We start from the raw sequence: 14089 nt of genomic DNA, 5'->3' as shown, positions 1-14089 counted from the left end.
CACCCTTCCGCCCGCCTCCACGCCGGGCATCCGGGCCCGGCCCTGACGTTCCTCGGGGACATCCCTGGCACGCCCTGCGGAACCGTGGCCGGATCGGTCCGCCGCCGGACGCGATCGTGCCTGTCCGCGCAGCTCAGGCGCTGCCACGATCGGACAATGAACAGAGCGCTGATCGTCGTCGACGTGCAGGAGTCGTTCCGCCGTGGCCCACGCTGGGCCGCCGTCTCGGTCCCGGACATCGCCGCGCGGGCCGGCCGGCTCGTCCGGGACGCCCGCGACCGCGGCGAGACCGTCGTCTGGGTGCTGCACGCGGAGCCCGGCACGGACGGGCCGTTCGACCCGGCGTCCGGGCACGTCCGCCCGATGGACGGGCTCGACCCGCTGCCCGGCGAGGCGGTGCTGACCAAGACCACCCGGAACGCGTTCACCAGCACCGACCTCCAGCGGCGGCTCACCCTGGCCGGGAGCCGCGCACTGACCGTCTGCGGCATCCAGACCGAGCAGTGCTGCGAGACCACCACCCGGGTCGCCGCCGACCTCGGATACGACGTCGACTTCGTGACCGAGGCGACCGCCACGTTCCCGATCCCGCACCGGGACGCGCCCGCCGGCCGCTCCTGGGACGAGATCCTGGCCGACCCGCGCACGCTCGGCACCGACGCGATCGTCGAGCGCACCGAGTACGCGCTGGCCGGGCGGTTCGCCACCATCCGTACCCTCGATGAGATCCTGACCCGATGACCACGGTCGTCTTCCTGCTCGTGCCCGGCGTGCACCTGCTCGACCTGGCCGGCCCCGCCCAGGTCTTCGACACCGCCGGTTACGACCTGCGGTACGTGGCCGAGCAGGAGGACGTCCGATCCGCCCAGGGCGTCACGATCCGCGCCGCACGGGACTGGCCGGACGCCGACCTGGTCGTGGTCCCGGGCTGGCGCGCCTCGCCCACGCTGGCCGGCACCGGCCCGCTGTCCGGCGCCACGCTGGCCCGGCTGCGCGCCCACCACGACGCGGGCGGCACCGTGGCCAGCGTCTGCGCCGGCGCGGACGCGCTCGGCCGGGCCGGCCTGCTCGACGGCCGGCGCTGCACCACCCACCACGAGCTCCAGGACGAATTGGCCCGCCGCCATCCGCGCGCCACCGTGGTCCGCGACGTGCTGTTCACGGTCGACGGCCGGGTGGTCACGTCCGCCGGCATCGCCAGCGGCATCGACCTGTCCCTGCACCTGGTCGCCGCCGCGCACGGCCCCGCGACCGCCGCGCGGGTCGCCCGCGCCATGGTCGTCTACGCCCGCCGCAACGGCGACGACGCCCAGCACAGCGCCATGCTCCGGCACCGTGCCCACCTCAGCGACGCGGTGCACCGCGCCCAGGACGTCATCGACGCGCGGTTCACCGAACGGCTGCCGCTCGACGACCTGGCCGCCGGCGCCGGCGTCGCGCCGCGCACCCTCACCCGCCTGTTCCGCGCCGCGACCGGCCTGACGCCCCTGCGCTACCAGCAGGAACTGCGCCTGGAACGCGCCCAGCACCTGATCGCCCACGGCGCCACCGTGGAAGCCGCCGCGCACGCCACCGGCTTCGCCGACGCACGCATGCTCCGCCGGCTCAGGTCACGGGCTCCCGTACCGCCGAAGAGGTGATCATCGACGGCACGAATCCGCTGCTAGCCGGAGGCTCGACCAGTTCGCCGTGGTGAACGCGGTGCACCCCCGGACCTCGTCCGCTGGGATCAGCATTTGAAAATCCAATGTCCCTGCGGTGAGTTCGCCCAGGGTTTCGAGAATGCCGTCGTGCCGGTCGACGAACATGGCGACGGCCGTTCCTTTGCCAGCCCGGCCGACCCGCTGCTGCGGCGCCGCCCTGCCAGCGTCGCAGCACCCGCCGGTGTGCTGCGATACGCGCATGACGATCAGCCGGTCCATCCTGCTGTTCGCCGTCGCGGCGCTCGCCGAGATCGGCGGTGCCTGGCTGATCTGGCAGGGCGTCCGCGAGCACAAGGGCCTGCTGTGGATCGGCGCCGGCGTCGGCCGCGCTCGGCGCCTACGGCTTCGTCGCCACCTTTCAACCCGACCCCAACTTCGGCCGAATCCTGGCCGCCGACGGCGGCATCATCGTCGCCGGCTCGCTGGCCTGGGGCATGGTCATCGACGAGTTCCGCCCCCGACCAGTGGGACGTCATCGGCGCCGTCATCTGCACCTGTCCAACCATCTCACCTGCCTGCGAGGCTGCGGCCTGGTCGTCGCCGCCCCGGAGGGTCGGCGCACCCGCTCCGAGCTGGCCGACCCGCGCCTCGCGCATGCCCTGGGCGATCTGCTTGGCCTGGTGCTGGCGGTCGACCCGGCCGCGTGTCCGGACTCCGACGCGAAGGGCTGCTGCTGATGAGCGTGCCGCAGCGCGAACGAGTGCCGCAGGTCGCCGTCCTGGTGCTCCTCCGCCGTCGTCCCCGGCGGTCGGCGGGCTTGACGCTGATCCCGCCGGGCCCGACACGGCGGAATTCAGCCGGGCTCGGAGACCCCAGGGGCGCCCGGAGCGACACAGGGCCACACCAAACCCCGTCAGGCCGGCCAGAACAGTCAAGCCTAAAGAGTTTTACTAGGCTTCCGGCCGACCGATGCCTCGGAGTTCCTCAATTAGATCCATCGGGAGTTGGGCCAGGGCCCATGATGCCGCACGAGTAGCACCACCGTGATCAGCGAGCATTTCCTCTACGGTATCTGAGACTTGATTGATGAATTGCCGCACTCCCACCATCCCTGCCCAGATTAGGCGCCCTCCGCTCCACCGTCGATCGGGTGAATGCATGTCCGCGAAACGAACGATTTGCAAGTACGCCTCTTCCTTCGCACCGCCGAAAAATATACAGGTACCCCCAGGCTCAACAGGAAGAAACGCGATCGCCGAGCTAGAGCCCTTACTCAGATCCACTGCGCACTGCACCAGCGATCCGAGCCCATCTCCGATATACGTGGTATGCACATCGACGGTAGCTCCTGGAAGACTTAGAGAGAGGACGGCGTGACCGACTCCGCTAAATTTCCAGCTCATTTTGAACTCAGTAATTGATCTTCACCCCATATCGGAAAGGCAGTACGGAGAGACCCACCAGGGTTCAGAATGACCTCCACCGAATTTTCACCCTGCGAGCCCACTGGATACCCGAAGTTTCCTGATGTATTGTACCGTCGCGAACCTTCCCCGTGGCGGGGTTGATTCCATGATTGGGAATTCCACGCTGCTGCGCAGCACTCTCGACCAAGTCAGCAATATCGTCAGGATCCAAATAATCCGCAAAGGTAGTGTTCCCCGCAACTACACCCGGGCTTCCATTCACATGTTCGTGGAGAACATGCTGCCAACCGTCCTGCTTTCCACCCCACAGATTACCGCAGTTGGCATTATGAACTAGTACCGGCGTAGTTCGGACAACCACGAAATACGTATGAAGCGAATCGACCGTCAAGTTGTAGGCGGTGGCTGTATGTCGCGTTTCGCTGCTGATGCCGACGACAGAGGCAGCATTGCCTCCCACGACCTGCAGACGATCCCCCTGGGTAAGCTCCGCCGCCGGCTGCCAGTTCCGGTCTGTCACACTCCAGAAGGGTGGTCCTCGGTCGTGGTTAGAGTTCCTTCGGATAGGTGGAGGTCAACGAGGCTGTCCTCATGTGCCCAGAGGCCGGTGACTCGATAAGCTCCGGATGTCCCGGCAACCGGGTCCTCCGCGTACACGAGGTCCCCGACGCTAACCTCAGAAATGGCTTTTGTGGAACCATCGGCCATGAGCACGGGAGTGTCGGCGGCGAAGCTGCATGTGGCAGCTGCTACGTCGAGGGCCGGCGAACGGCCTGGTGGTGTCGCTCAAACGCGGGGCAAACGCGACACCGATCACCAACCTGCTGCAGGCTCGGGGCATCAACGCACGCATCGAGTACGCCGATGCGGTCGACGAGGCGTGCACCAGCCGGAACGTTTGTGACTCGCCGCGGCGGGGAGGCGTTGGTATCACCATGCCGACCGGCAGTGCTTGCAGCGTCGGATGGATCGTCACGCGAAATGGTGCCCGTGGCGCCGTGACCGCAGGACACTGCGCCTGGGACCGAAAATCCGGCTCAGTCAATTCTGGCGCGTTCTACGGATCGATCAACAGCATCAACGCCCTGTCCGCAGGCACGCACGCGGACATGCGTTTCATTGACATTCCCGGCGGAGCACAGCCCTGGCTCTACCAACACAGCACGACTAAAGCTCGAACAGTGACAGGTTCGTCACTCGGCGCCGTTGGCGCGACCGCCTGTCTTTTCGGCCGCAATTCGGAATTCCCTCGATGCGGCACCATCAGCTCGACCAACGCCAGTCACTTCAGTAACACCTGCAGCTGCGCGGTCTACGGCTAGGTTGCGGCCAACTACGCCAGCGCAGCTGGGGACAGCGGGGGAGCGGTCGCTTCCTCCTCTACCGGCGACGTCGCCCGCGGCGTGCACTCCGCCGTCGTTGGCACAAGCAAGCACTTCAGCTGGATCGGCTATACCTCCACCTACAACATGGGAACCTTGGCCAAGGGCTGACCGTCGCATTGTCGCCGGCCAGTTACCCACTGGCCGGCTACCGACCGAGGAGAGTACGGATGCGTAACGCAAGGGTTCTGGTCACCTTGGTGGCTCTATTGGTAACAGCTGGATGCGGGACATCAGAAGGTGGTCCGCTTTCAGGAGATGGCGTGCCCGTGAGTGCCGTACCGTCCACGCCTCCCGCACCCGAGACCCCGGCCGACGCACTTGAAGCAGCACAGTTTGTCATCACCGCCGATATCGGGAGGAAAGTCGGTACTGCCGACTTCCACGGTGTTGCGGGAAATGTGTACTCAGTGTCGAACGTTGGGTTGCGCGGATGGAAGGGCGACGATGAGGGGTTCGCCGACCTGCGAGTGTTGTCAACGCCGGCCATCAACCCTTCCGAGCCCTATCCGACCGGCGATCCGCTCACTCGGGCTGACCGGCTCATCCTCTTCCTGACCCGAGACAAAGCTGATGAAATGTGGCGCACTCTCTCGGTTGAGCACGGAACACTCCCCGCCATTGACGGCGAGGTGCTGCCGAGCAACTGGCCCGCGCCGTGATGTCTGTCCGGAGCAGTCAGTCGCGTTCGAGACGGGTGCCGTTGGCGTATAACACGGTCAGCAGGCTCACTACCTGCAGCGGCTGTGGCCTTCACCCGCCACACCGACCCGGCCCGATCGAGGACCTGCTCGTGGTGGTCTGCGAACAGGTGTATGCCGACCGGCTGACGGATCCGTTCTTCGCCATGGCCCGGTTCGTCGACCTGCTCCGCCAGCACGCCGCCCCGGGCTGGGAGGCCGTAGTCGGCTACGACGGCGCGGCACCGGTCGGCTAGGCCTACGGGGCGACCCGGCCGGACGGTACCGGCTACTGGTTCACCGTCACACCCGTCCCCGACCCCGGCTTCGCCACCGAAGACGGCCAGCGCACGTTCGTGCTTTTCGAACTGATGGTCCTGCACCCGTGGAGGAGCACCGGCGCGTCCCAGGCCGTCCCCGACTCCCTGCTCACCGGTCGCCCCGAGCAGCGCGTCACCCTCGCCGTCGAGCACGACCACCCCCGGGTCCGCGCCCTGTACGAGCGCTGGGGCTACCGGCTCGCCGGGCAGCGCAAGCCGGCACCGGACTCCCCGATCATGGACATTATTTGGAAACACCTGGTCGCCCTGGGCACGAGTAAGCGTCGCGGCGGGCACGCGGAATCTCACGCGCTCGTCGGCGAGGCGGTCCCTCGGCCGAGGTCGTACCCCACCACACCACCACCGCCGGTTTTCATCTCGGAGGCGCCGATATCGCGATCCTCATCGGCAGATCCTGTTGGCGTCCCGCCGAACGGCGGATACGGGCGTCATGACCACCACCGGCGGCGTCGCCGGACCGCCCAGCGTGGCCGCCGCCATCAACCGCCACCGCACCCCGGGTGAGGGCGAGACCGCCACGGACTCGGACTCCGACGAGCCCCACCCACAGGAGGCCCACGGCGGCAATATGGCCCCCGGCCTGGTCAGCGACACCGGCGATCTGATCTCAGACCCGCCAACCGCCGGCCGCTGACCCAATCGCGGGAGACGGATGGCGTCGCGGTGGTGGCGGCGCCGCGACGGCCCTCGCCCACCGCCCTCCGCCAGGTCTCAACCGATCGGCCATAGACGCCGCTCCGCTCGATCTCGCCGAGCTCAGGAGCCGGGGGTCTCCGAATAGACGGCCACGGACTGCTCGATCACCTTCAGGTCGGAGCGCGGGCCGTCGCTCCTAGCTCGCATGGCCAGCGAAGCAGCGCGGCGGCTCCCTCAGGTCAAGGAGCACCGGCCGGCGGGCAGCTGCGTGGCCGACCGTCGAAGTCCCCTGACACGACGATGACTCCCCACGACTGAAGGTTGCGAGGGAGTCTTCTGAATCGGCCGGTCGGTGCGGGCCGGGTCCGAAATCGCGCGTTCGAGGTCACCCGTCTGTGTCGGCTCGTGCGGCGAGCCTCCGGATCGCAGCGACGGCGATCCACGCAGCATCCCGATGCGTACGTCCCGGGTGGAGGGACAGCGCGACCAGGTTCGCCGCTGACGTCGCCCCCTTTTCCGAGCGATGTCGAGGTATTCGTCGATGAGCTTGTCCAGGTGGCGCCGTCGAGTGCCCGCAGGCTCTCGGCGAACAACCGCACCGACGCGTTCACCGGGTCGATCTCGTCCGACCACGGCGGGGCCGTACGCACGTCCCTGTCCTGCCGGTGCACCAGCACCGTCGCTCCGGCACCACCGAGCGGACCCGGCTGGCCGAGCGGGCCAGGCGACCCAGCCATGGATACGGCGACGCTCTACGAAAAATCGCCGTTTTGTGGGGCATGCGGTTGATCCATCTCAGCCGGCGGTGCGTACCCATGGGCATGCGCACACTGAAGCGGAAGATGGCCTTCGTCGCAGCCGCCGTTGTCGCGGCAGGCGTCTCCGCGGTCACCTACCAAGCCTCCGCCGCCGAAGGCCCGTCGCTCCAGCCACCAGCAGGCCTCACCATCATCGGCCAGTTCGTGGTCGGCAACGGCACCCAGACCTACACCTGCTCCGGCGGCAAATTCACCGGCTCCTCGACCCCCGAGGCCGAGCTCTACGACGGCGCCAACCGCAAGATTCACCACTTCGGCGGCCCGAGCTGGCAGTCCACCTCGGACGGCTCCCTGATCACCGCCGCTCCGGTGGCCAATTCACCGGTCCCCGGCGCGATCCCCGAGCTGCTGCTCGAGGTGAAGACCCGCACCGGAACGGGATTCCTCAGCAGGGTGACCCACATCCAGCGGATGAACACCTTCGGCGGCGTGGCCCCGTCCGCTGCCTGCACCGATGGCCAGAAGACCAGCGTCCCCTACAACGCCAACTACATTTTCTGGGGAAACTGAGACACGTTCGCGCCGGCCGGCCGACACCCCGGCCGGCCCGCCGCCTACCGCACCATGCCGCGGCTGGCCGCGGGAACTTGAACTTCACGGACAAGGCATACCGAGGTGCCCGCGACAGCGTACGCACCCCGTTCAAACGGCGCCGATTCCGGCCGAAGCTGTCCCGCCGGCAGAAGTCGTCGACCGGGCGCACGCGACGATTCAAGCCTGCGGCGAGCGAGCGATCGCCGTCCTCAGAACTTGGAAGATCCTAGCCAAGCTGCGTTGCCGCCCACGCCGAGCGAACCGCGATCGTGCAGGCCATCCTCGTTCTGCACCACGTCGAGACCAACCGCTACGCAGTATGGAGAAGGCTCACTGTTCATGCGCCCCGCCGGCTCCGGAGTGCCCGGCGGGGCGCGCGGCAGTCCGGCAGGAGACCCCCGTGCGCAAGCCGTCCCACGCCGTCGTCGCCTCAACCCTGCTCGCCGTCGCCTGCTCATCCCCCGCCGCAGACACACCCGGCCGCGGCTCGCGATCAGGGTGACCGCGGACCTGTCCGGCGGCGGCACCCAGAACCTGTCCGTGCACCTGCCCGTGGAGCGGGCGCCGCAGCAGCTCGCGGACGCCATCCGCGACCTGGCCGAGGCCGCCCGTACCTGACCGGTCGAACCATGACGAACGGGGCACGTCGCAGGGGTCCACAGCGAGTGCATGGCAGCGCGGCACCGACCGGCAAAGCATGGCCAGGGCAGGAACGGCACCCCGAGAACCGACGCGTGGCGATCTGGTCAGCTTTGAGCAACCGCAGAGTCTTTGGCGAGTGATCGCAAATACCCGTGCGCCTCCGCGGCTGAGCCCGTCTGGCCTTGATTGATCGGCAGCGATGAGATGGTGCCACCGGGACGGGCTGCTCACTCACGTAAGCCGGGTCAGCGCTGGTGCCACCTGTGCCGTACTACACCCGTCCCGTTGCAGCGGTAATTCGACATTGAACGTAAAGGTCCAATCCAAGAGACTGTGACACGCATCACAAGCATCCTTACATCACTCTGTGCGATTGGAGAGGAGTGCTCTGCGGGGAATGTGTTGGCCGGACACGGGGCGACGACAAAAGCTGCGGCGTGATCAAGTGGTCGACACATTGTCACGCCTGCGGTCCTTCAACATTGCCAACCAACGATAGAAGCCTGTATCCATATCAGACAATCCGTTACCGTTATTGATGGCCGGCCGCACCGCACCGCTGTCAACAACCTGTCGAGGTGGAACAGTGCGAAGACTGTCCGTAGCCATGCTCTCTGTGGCGATGCTCATAATGGGCGTCGCTACTCCCGTAACGGCAAGTCCCGTGAAGAGTTCCGACGAGACCGAAGCCGTGTCCTTTCCCATTGTCGCCAAAGGCCTATCCGGCGCCTCGTTCACAGCCGTGCCGGCTGCCGACCTGACGGACCCGCCCGGCGGTGGATGCACTTACAATGACATCACCGGCAACATTCACGCCCAGTATCTCGACGGTGTGCTGGTGACAACCGAATCCGAATGGTCGGCCAAAGTCCTGTGCACCACGACCGCGCCCGGGCAGTGGATGGCAGCGATCCAGGTGACCTCGACGCTGTGGCTGAACGGCGTCAACATTGCGCAGGGTGCGACTTTCACCTGCTCGGCCTGCAACCTGGGCAACTCCACCGGTGCCGATATCTGCGCTGGCACGCAGTGCGCGGGAACATACTGGGTCAGTGGGGCGGCGACTCTGACCCTGCCCACCGGGTGGGTCTGGTCCACGTATCCTTCGGAATGTATCTCCATCGCCGCGGCAGCCATTCGCTGCACGGCCGTTAGCAACACCGTTACCGTACTCGTCAGCATCTGACCTTGCGCAGAGAGTGGAGCGCGGAACCGGTGATTCCACGCTCCTTCCGTAGTGGTAGGATAGCGCCCCAGAGATGCTCGTATCCTGGAGACTGAATGGCTAACGCTCTCCCGACGCCCTCGCTTGTCGCCGTGCACACGCTTGCGGGACTGGAGGCCGAATTCGGTGGTTATCGGGCGACGCTCATCAGTTTGGAGTGCTGGACGACTTCCTTTCGTCTCCGCTTTGCATATCCGAATGCCGCCGTCCCGGTCGTGGATATTTTAAACGGACAGATAAAGTTGTCCGCTCAAGATGACCTAGGAAAAGAGTACTGGCAAACGGCAGACGAGGGTTCCGACTGCCAAAGGTTCCTGGTGATGTCTCGAGTGTTCGAGCCGGCACTAAGCCCGGAAGCCGTCATGCTGTCATTCCGATCAGATCGTGGAGATCGGTTCGACGTGCCTTTCTCCGCTTAACGGTAGAATCCAGAGCACTCCGGACCGATGTATGTCAGCGGCCACGGAATACTGGCTCTGGCACGAAAATCGTAGACGTGGCCCCGCGAGGCGGACGATGATGTTTCGGTGTCATGAGCGTGGCCGCTAACCCGGGCATCCGCATGGTGGGCGTGAAGCCTGCGGCCGGGGACGACACCAGGCGCTCACTGGCGGCGGGCCACCGTGTTTCGATCGATGTGCCGCGCAGGATCGCGGACGGTCAGGGCGCGCGCGTCCCGGGAGAGCTGACGTTCGAGGTCAACCGGCGGCTGGTTCCGCGGTCACGGTGGTCACCGACGACCAGATCCAGGAGGCGATGCGTTTCACGTTCGACCGCCTGAAGATCGTGGTCGAGCCGAGCGGCGCCACCGGCCTGGCGGCGATCCTCTCCGGGGCCGCCGGGCGGCTGCCGTCCCGGGTCGGCGTCATCATCTCCGGCGGCAACATCGACGCCGGCCGGTTCGCCGATGTCTGCGGCACCGCGACGTGACGATCACGGCCGCCGGTCACCGGTCGCCGGTCCCGCAGATGTCGGCCAGTACGACGTCGACGACGCCGCGTTCGGCGGCGGCGAAGGCGCCGGCGCTGCGGGGGCACGCGCCGGTAGACCGGGCCGGACACCAAGTCAGCTAGCAGGCGCGCGCCCACCGGCGGCATCGCCAGGCTTCGACGACCCGGACGAGCTGATTCGGCACTTCGCGTTGGCCGGTACCAGGGCGCCACCGGAGGGCACACCCCGTTTTACCGCAGTGAAACGGGTGGGTCCCGCCGTGCCATAAGCGGCCTGCTCCGCCCGTCATAAGAACGCTGGAACGGGAATGTCGTTGGCAGCGTGCCGTGGCCGCGCGCCGATCGCGCCGCCTGCCGATCTGCTCACCGGCGCGCTGCCCGGCATCGGCGCCGACGCCGGCATCCGGCTGCTGCTGCGCCTGACCGGTTGGCACGCCGACCTGCCCCCGGCCCACATCACCGCCCTGATCCGCACCGTCCAGGACAACGGCCTGCGGTAGCCGGTCCCCGCGCGCACCGAGACCCCGAGGTCGGTCCTCCTGGTGAAAGTGCCTCATCAAGTGCTGTGGACCGCGGGGCTTCACGAGCCGGACACAGCCGGGATCACCGCATGTCCTGGCGGGCGGAGGCCTTGCCGCGCAGGCGGGTCCAGGCGGCGGGGACCGAGTGACCGGCCGCCATGATGGCGATGCCGCCGGCGATCCAGGTGACCCAGCGCGGCACCGGCGCCCCCTGGACCGCGAAGGCGACGACGAAGACGAGGACACCGGCGCCGATGCTCGCCCAGCCCGGCGGGGGCCCCTGCGGTGGCGCCGGTGGGACGCTTCGTCGCAGCTCGTCGAGGGCGTCCCGGGTACCGATGCGTGCACGGCGCTGCGGGTGCGCGGCGTAGCAGTCGATCGCCGCGGCGAGGAAGTGCGCGTCCGCTCCCTCGAACCGGATCGTCCGCCGGTCGAACGCGACGCCGGTGGCGCGGATCAGGTCGGGGCGGGCGTACCGCAGCCTGATGGCGAATCGCTCGACCGACTCCACCGGGTGGACGGCGTCAAGGGCCTCCCACGGCACGGTGAGCGTGCTCGCCGGCCCTCGGTAGTCGATGCCGTGCGCGGTCAGCCGCACCCCGCACCCGCTCCACGCGCCCCGGAGGCCGCCCAGCCAGACGGCGGTCAGCAGACTCAGCCCGGCCATCAGCGTCCAGCGGTCCTCGCCCTGACCGATCGCCGGCCCGAGCCAGGCCGCGAACGCCACCAGGAGGAACACGCCGGCTGCTGTCGGCGGCCAGTGGGAATTCCCCAGCGGCGGCCACTTGGCGGGGAGCTATCTGGCCGCCGGTGGTCACTCTGCGTTCCCGGATGGTCGTCGCTCTTGATCGGTCTCGGCGGCAGCTAGGTGTGCTGTTCCGGCAGGTTGGTGACGCGGTGGGCGGGTGGGTGGCCGCCGAGTGCGGTGTGGGGTCGGTGGTAGTTGTACCAGTCGAGCCAGTGTGGGTAGGCATTGTTGCAGCCCCGGATATCGAGTCGGTCCTGAGCAGGCTGGGGGAAACCTGGCGGCGCAGGAGGCCGCCATCAAACGCCGGCGTGCGGCTGTCCAGCGCCTGCAGGCGGTTGGGCGGCCCGCTCGGGTAGTGATGCAGCCGTACTACTCCATCGGGCGGTGCCGCACGCGCGGCGATCACCACGCCGGACCGGAACGATGACGGCCTCGGGAACCTGCGGGTGCTGCGCACGGATCGCGGACCAGGCGTGCTCCAACGCGAGGAGGAACGCGGCCGTGGACGCGCGTCCGTAACGTTCTCCACGATCACCGCCTGGTATGTGTCTTCTGGAGACAGAAATGCAGGCTGGGGGGGGGACAGATGTCTGTTGTGGTAGTTGCCGGCTCTGCCGATGCTTCGATCAGCTCAGTTCTGCGGCTTGCCGTGGTGCTACGGCCGGCGCGCAGAGCGGGCATGTCGTCATCATCGGCTTCCTGTCAGGGGAAGCCCGTATCCGGAGGTTGTGGTGACCCGTATCAGACGCCTGACCCTGCTCGTGCTCCCGCTGGCTCTCTCGATATTCGTGGCATCGCCCGCGTCGGCGGCACCGGCGAAAGCGACAGCGGCATCACTCGCTCGCGCCGCCCTCCACCGCTCCGTGGCAGCGGCCCCGCCGAATCTGCCTTCCTACGTCACCAACTCCGTCGGCAACTCGAGCATCATCGCCGTCGGTGTGATCGGTCAGAAGGACGGCGTCTACAAGGTGCCTGGGAAATACGACGAACGACTGCAGCCGCAGATGTGGTCCCACAGCCAGTTCGGCTGGAACACGACAGGGGGCTGGTACACCGGTCCCGGCTACTGCACGGCCCAGATGCGTTCCGACGATCACGGCAAGACTTGGCGCGATCAACTACCTGACCTGGGGCCGGGTGTCCACCTGATCGGGCCGAACACCTCCTACGCCCTGTACGCCTATCCCTGTTAGTCGAGGCGTCCCACGGTCCGTGCGGTGCCCGGGCCGCTACGCCGGCTGACCAAGCTGCGGCGGCCCGGCACTCGGGCACGACGATCGCCCAGCACATCTGACCCGAATCCGTAGAGATCGGTGACCCTCTCTGTAGCCGGGAGAGGGCCACCGATCTCTTACCGCCGCCCTATCGCGGGTCGTCGCCGACGGCGGGCAGCATGAGCGCCCACCGGTGGCGCCGGGGCATGCTGTCGAGTTGAATCCCTCGCGGCAGATAGCTCTGGTTGACACAATGCGTATCGATGGACACCTCATCAACGGATACGTTGCCACCGTGGTGAAACAGGTCCACCACGCCGCCCAGTTGCTGGCCTCCCAGCTCAATGTGGCCGTGGGATAGACCGCCCGGGACGGTGCCTACACCCCGCCACCGGGCTCACCGCCGCCGAGGCGGCGCCGACAGGCCGCCTCGCTGCGCCACTTGGCTCGCCGGCGTCGGCGCCTTCTTCGTCCTCGACGACAAGAAGGGCGAGGAACTGTCGGCTGCGGACGCCGAGTGCCGCCTGGGTGCCACCGGTGACGACGGCATTGCGGACACGCCGGTGCTCTTCGATGACGACCAGGCCACCCGGCTCAGTCCCACCCTTGACTTCGACGAGATGAACGGCTCCGTCCGCTACGCCCGGCACTGCGGCCGGACCTACTAATGGGGATGGGCCGGGTCCGACGATCTCGATCCGCACGCCGGCGGCGCCCGCATCCGGTGGAGCACCCCGACGGCCGCTGGCGTAGCTGCGCCACCGCGCTGGCGAAGTTCGAGCGGGGGTACGTGCACACGCCCGCGGTCGCCACCACTATCGGCGGACAGCCGATCACCATCCAGATCTGCCTCTGGCGCGACGAGCCGCGCGGGAGGACTGCACCCAAGAGATCTCCAACGGCCGCTGAGCCGTCCGCGACCGGCACCCGACTGCGCCTGCGGCAACATGAAGACGAACGGAGCCGGCGCGCCGGGGATGAACAGCGGCAGCTTCGGCCGGTCGGTGACAGCGCCGGTGCGGCTCGTGCTGCTGCCGCCGCAGGCTCGGGTTTGATGAGGGTGTCGTAGTCGACGCCGAGGGCGTCGATGATCTGCTTGTACGTCTCGGGCGAGACGGTGCGCCGGTGCCCGCACTCGATGTGAAAGACGTATTGCCGGGAGATGCCGGCGACGACCGCGAACGCGGTCACGAACAGGAACCTGCGTTTGCGCAGGTCTCATAGCTTGGTCCCGTCGACGCGAGGGCTGGCGTGCTCGACCTCCACGACACACGTCGATACAGCATGATATAGATTTATACAGAGATTGGTCTCAAACGAGTGCGTTT

17 protein-coding genes and 3 pseudogenes are annotated in these 14089 nt (G+C 67.5%); 15 read left to right on the top strand and 5 right to left on the bottom strand.

The features are described from left to right. Window positions 1-156 precede the first annotated feature (156 nt). Window positions 157-741 (top strand): isochorismatase family protein, encoded by a 585-nt coding sequence (locus J2S41_RS07570; protein WP_310364766.1) that lies wholly within the window; start codon window positions 157-159, stop codon window positions 739-741. After that, window positions 738-1640 (top strand): GlxA family transcriptional regulator, encoded by a 903-nt coding sequence (locus J2S41_RS07565; RefSeq protein WP_310364763.1) that lies wholly within the window; start codon window positions 738-740, stop codon window positions 1638-1640. Before J2S41_RS07570 ends, J2S41_RS07565 begins: the two co-directional genes overlap by 4 nt. On the opposite strand, the gene J2S41_RS07560 is transcribed toward J2S41_RS07565, so the two are convergent. Further along, window positions 1641-1922 carry a hypothetical protein gene (locus J2S41_RS07560; protein WP_310364761.1) on the bottom strand — a complete coding sequence of 94 codons (282 nt, stop codon included), beginning with the start codon at window positions 1920-1922 and terminating at the stop codon, window positions 1641-1643. Between J2S41_RS07560 and J2S41_RS07555 the strand changes: the two are divergent. After that, a pseudogene (locus J2S41_RS07555) lies at window positions 1903-2195 on the top strand (YnfA family protein); the annotation flags it as partial. The gene J2S41_RS07560 and the pseudogene J2S41_RS07555 sit on opposite strands and share 20 nt — an antisense overlap. Next, window positions 2195-2380: pseudogene (locus J2S41_RS07550) on the top strand (transcriptional regulator); the annotation flags it as partial. The pseudogenes J2S41_RS07555 and J2S41_RS07550, both read left to right, overlap by 1 nt. 730 nt (window positions 2381-3110) lie before the next feature. Here the strand turns inward: J2S41_RS07550 and J2S41_RS39805 are convergent. Continuing rightward, the gene (locus tag J2S41_RS39805; protein ID WP_374728117.1) at window positions 3111-3590 is read right to left on the bottom strand and encodes a polymorphic toxin-type HINT domain-containing protein; all 480 of its coding nucleotides are present in this window, start codon (window positions 3588-3590) and stop codon (window positions 3111-3113) included. Between the two features lie 217 nt (window positions 3591-3807). Here J2S41_RS39805 and J2S41_RS07545 point away from each other — a divergent pair, with 217 nt between their 5' ends. The 9 genes and pseudogenes from J2S41_RS07545 to J2S41_RS07505 all read left to right on the top strand — a co-directional run bounded on the left by J2S41_RS07545 (window position 3808) and on the right by J2S41_RS07505 (window position 10778). Continuing rightward, window positions 3808-4392: a chymotrypsin family serine protease gene (locus J2S41_RS07545; RefSeq protein WP_310364758.1), complete on the top strand. Its 585-nt coding sequence runs from the start codon at window positions 3808-3810 to the stop codon at window positions 4390-4392. A gap of 329 nt (window positions 4393-4721) precedes the next feature. Next, a complete protein-coding gene (locus J2S41_RS07540; protein ID WP_310364755.1) occupies window positions 4722-5114 on the top strand; it encodes a hypothetical protein in 393 nt (130 codons plus the stop codon). Between the two features lie 131 nt (window positions 5115-5245). After that, window positions 5246-5389, top strand: coding sequence for a hypothetical protein (locus tag J2S41_RS07535; protein ID WP_310364753.1), 144 nt, complete (start codon window positions 5246-5248; stop codon window positions 5387-5389). Between the two features lie 514 nt (window positions 5390-5903). Next, a complete protein-coding gene (locus tag J2S41_RS07530; protein WP_310364751.1) occupies window positions 5904-6107 on the top strand; it encodes a hypothetical protein in 204 nt (67 codons plus the stop codon). 817 nt (window positions 6108-6924) lie between these two features. After that, window positions 6925-7437, top strand: coding sequence for a DUF3455 domain-containing protein (locus J2S41_RS07525; RefSeq protein ID WP_310364750.1), 513 nt, complete (start codon window positions 6925-6927; stop codon window positions 7435-7437). An 89-nt stretch (window positions 7438-7526) separates the two neighbouring features. Further along, window positions 7527-7778 (top strand): annotated as a pseudogene (locus J2S41_RS07520) (transposase family protein); the annotation flags it as partial. Between the two features lie 989 nt (window positions 7779-8767). Further along, window positions 8768-9289: a hypothetical protein gene (locus J2S41_RS07515; RefSeq protein ID WP_310364747.1), complete on the top strand. Its 522-nt coding sequence runs from the start codon at window positions 8768-8770 to the stop codon at window positions 9287-9289. Window positions 9290-10054: 765 nt separating this feature from the next. After that, the gene (locus tag J2S41_RS07510) at window positions 10055-10258 is read left to right on the top strand and encodes a hypothetical protein (protein ID WP_310364744.1); all 204 of its coding nucleotides are present in this window, start codon (window positions 10055-10057) and stop codon (window positions 10256-10258) included. Window positions 10259-10586: 328 nt separating this feature from the next. After that, on the top strand, window positions 10587-10778 hold the full coding sequence (locus J2S41_RS07505) for a hypothetical protein (RefSeq protein ID WP_310364742.1): 192 nt from the start codon (window positions 10587-10589) through the stop codon (window positions 10776-10778). A 103-nt stretch (window positions 10779-10881) separates the two neighbouring features. On the opposite strand, the gene J2S41_RS07500 is transcribed toward J2S41_RS07505, so the two are convergent. Then, entirely contained in the window at window positions 10882-11538 is a 657-nt protein-coding gene (locus tag J2S41_RS07500; protein WP_310364740.1) for a hypothetical protein, read from the bottom strand. Between the two features lie 125 nt (window positions 11539-11663). Continuing rightward, complete coding sequence (locus tag J2S41_RS07495; RefSeq protein ID WP_374728250.1) at window positions 11664-11789, bottom strand: hypothetical protein; 126 nt, start codon at window positions 11787-11789, stop codon at window positions 11664-11666. 489 nt (window positions 11790-12278) lie between these two features. Here J2S41_RS07495 and J2S41_RS07490 point away from each other — a divergent pair, with 489 nt between their 5' ends. Together J2S41_RS07490 and J2S41_RS07485 are read left to right on the top strand one after the other, a co-directional pair. Next, window positions 12279-12740, top strand: a complete 462-nt coding sequence (locus tag J2S41_RS07490; protein WP_310364737.1) for a hypothetical protein — start codon at window positions 12279-12281, stop codon at window positions 12738-12740. 395 nt (window positions 12741-13135) lie between these two features. Further along, the gene (locus J2S41_RS07485) at window positions 13136-13429 is read left to right on the top strand and encodes a hypothetical protein (RefSeq protein WP_310364734.1); all 294 of its coding nucleotides are present in this window, start codon (window positions 13136-13138) and stop codon (window positions 13427-13429) included. Here the strand turns inward: J2S41_RS07485 and J2S41_RS39800 are convergent. Beyond that, the gene (locus J2S41_RS39800; protein ID WP_374728116.1) at window positions 13356-13952 is read right to left on the bottom strand and encodes a helix-turn-helix domain-containing protein; all 597 of its coding nucleotides are present in this window, start codon (window positions 13950-13952) and stop codon (window positions 13356-13358) included. The genes J2S41_RS07485 and J2S41_RS39800 overlap by 74 nt on opposite strands. Between the last annotated feature and the right edge of the window lie 137 nt (window positions 13953-14089).

The organism is Catenuloplanes atrovinosus (assembly GCF_031458235.1).
Classification (GTDB): domain Bacteria; phylum Actinomycetota; class Actinomycetes; order Mycobacteriales; family Micromonosporaceae; genus Catenuloplanes; species Catenuloplanes atrovinosus.
Note: the sequence above shows the minus strand (reverse complement) of the source record. Positions and strands in the feature narration are given on the sequence as shown.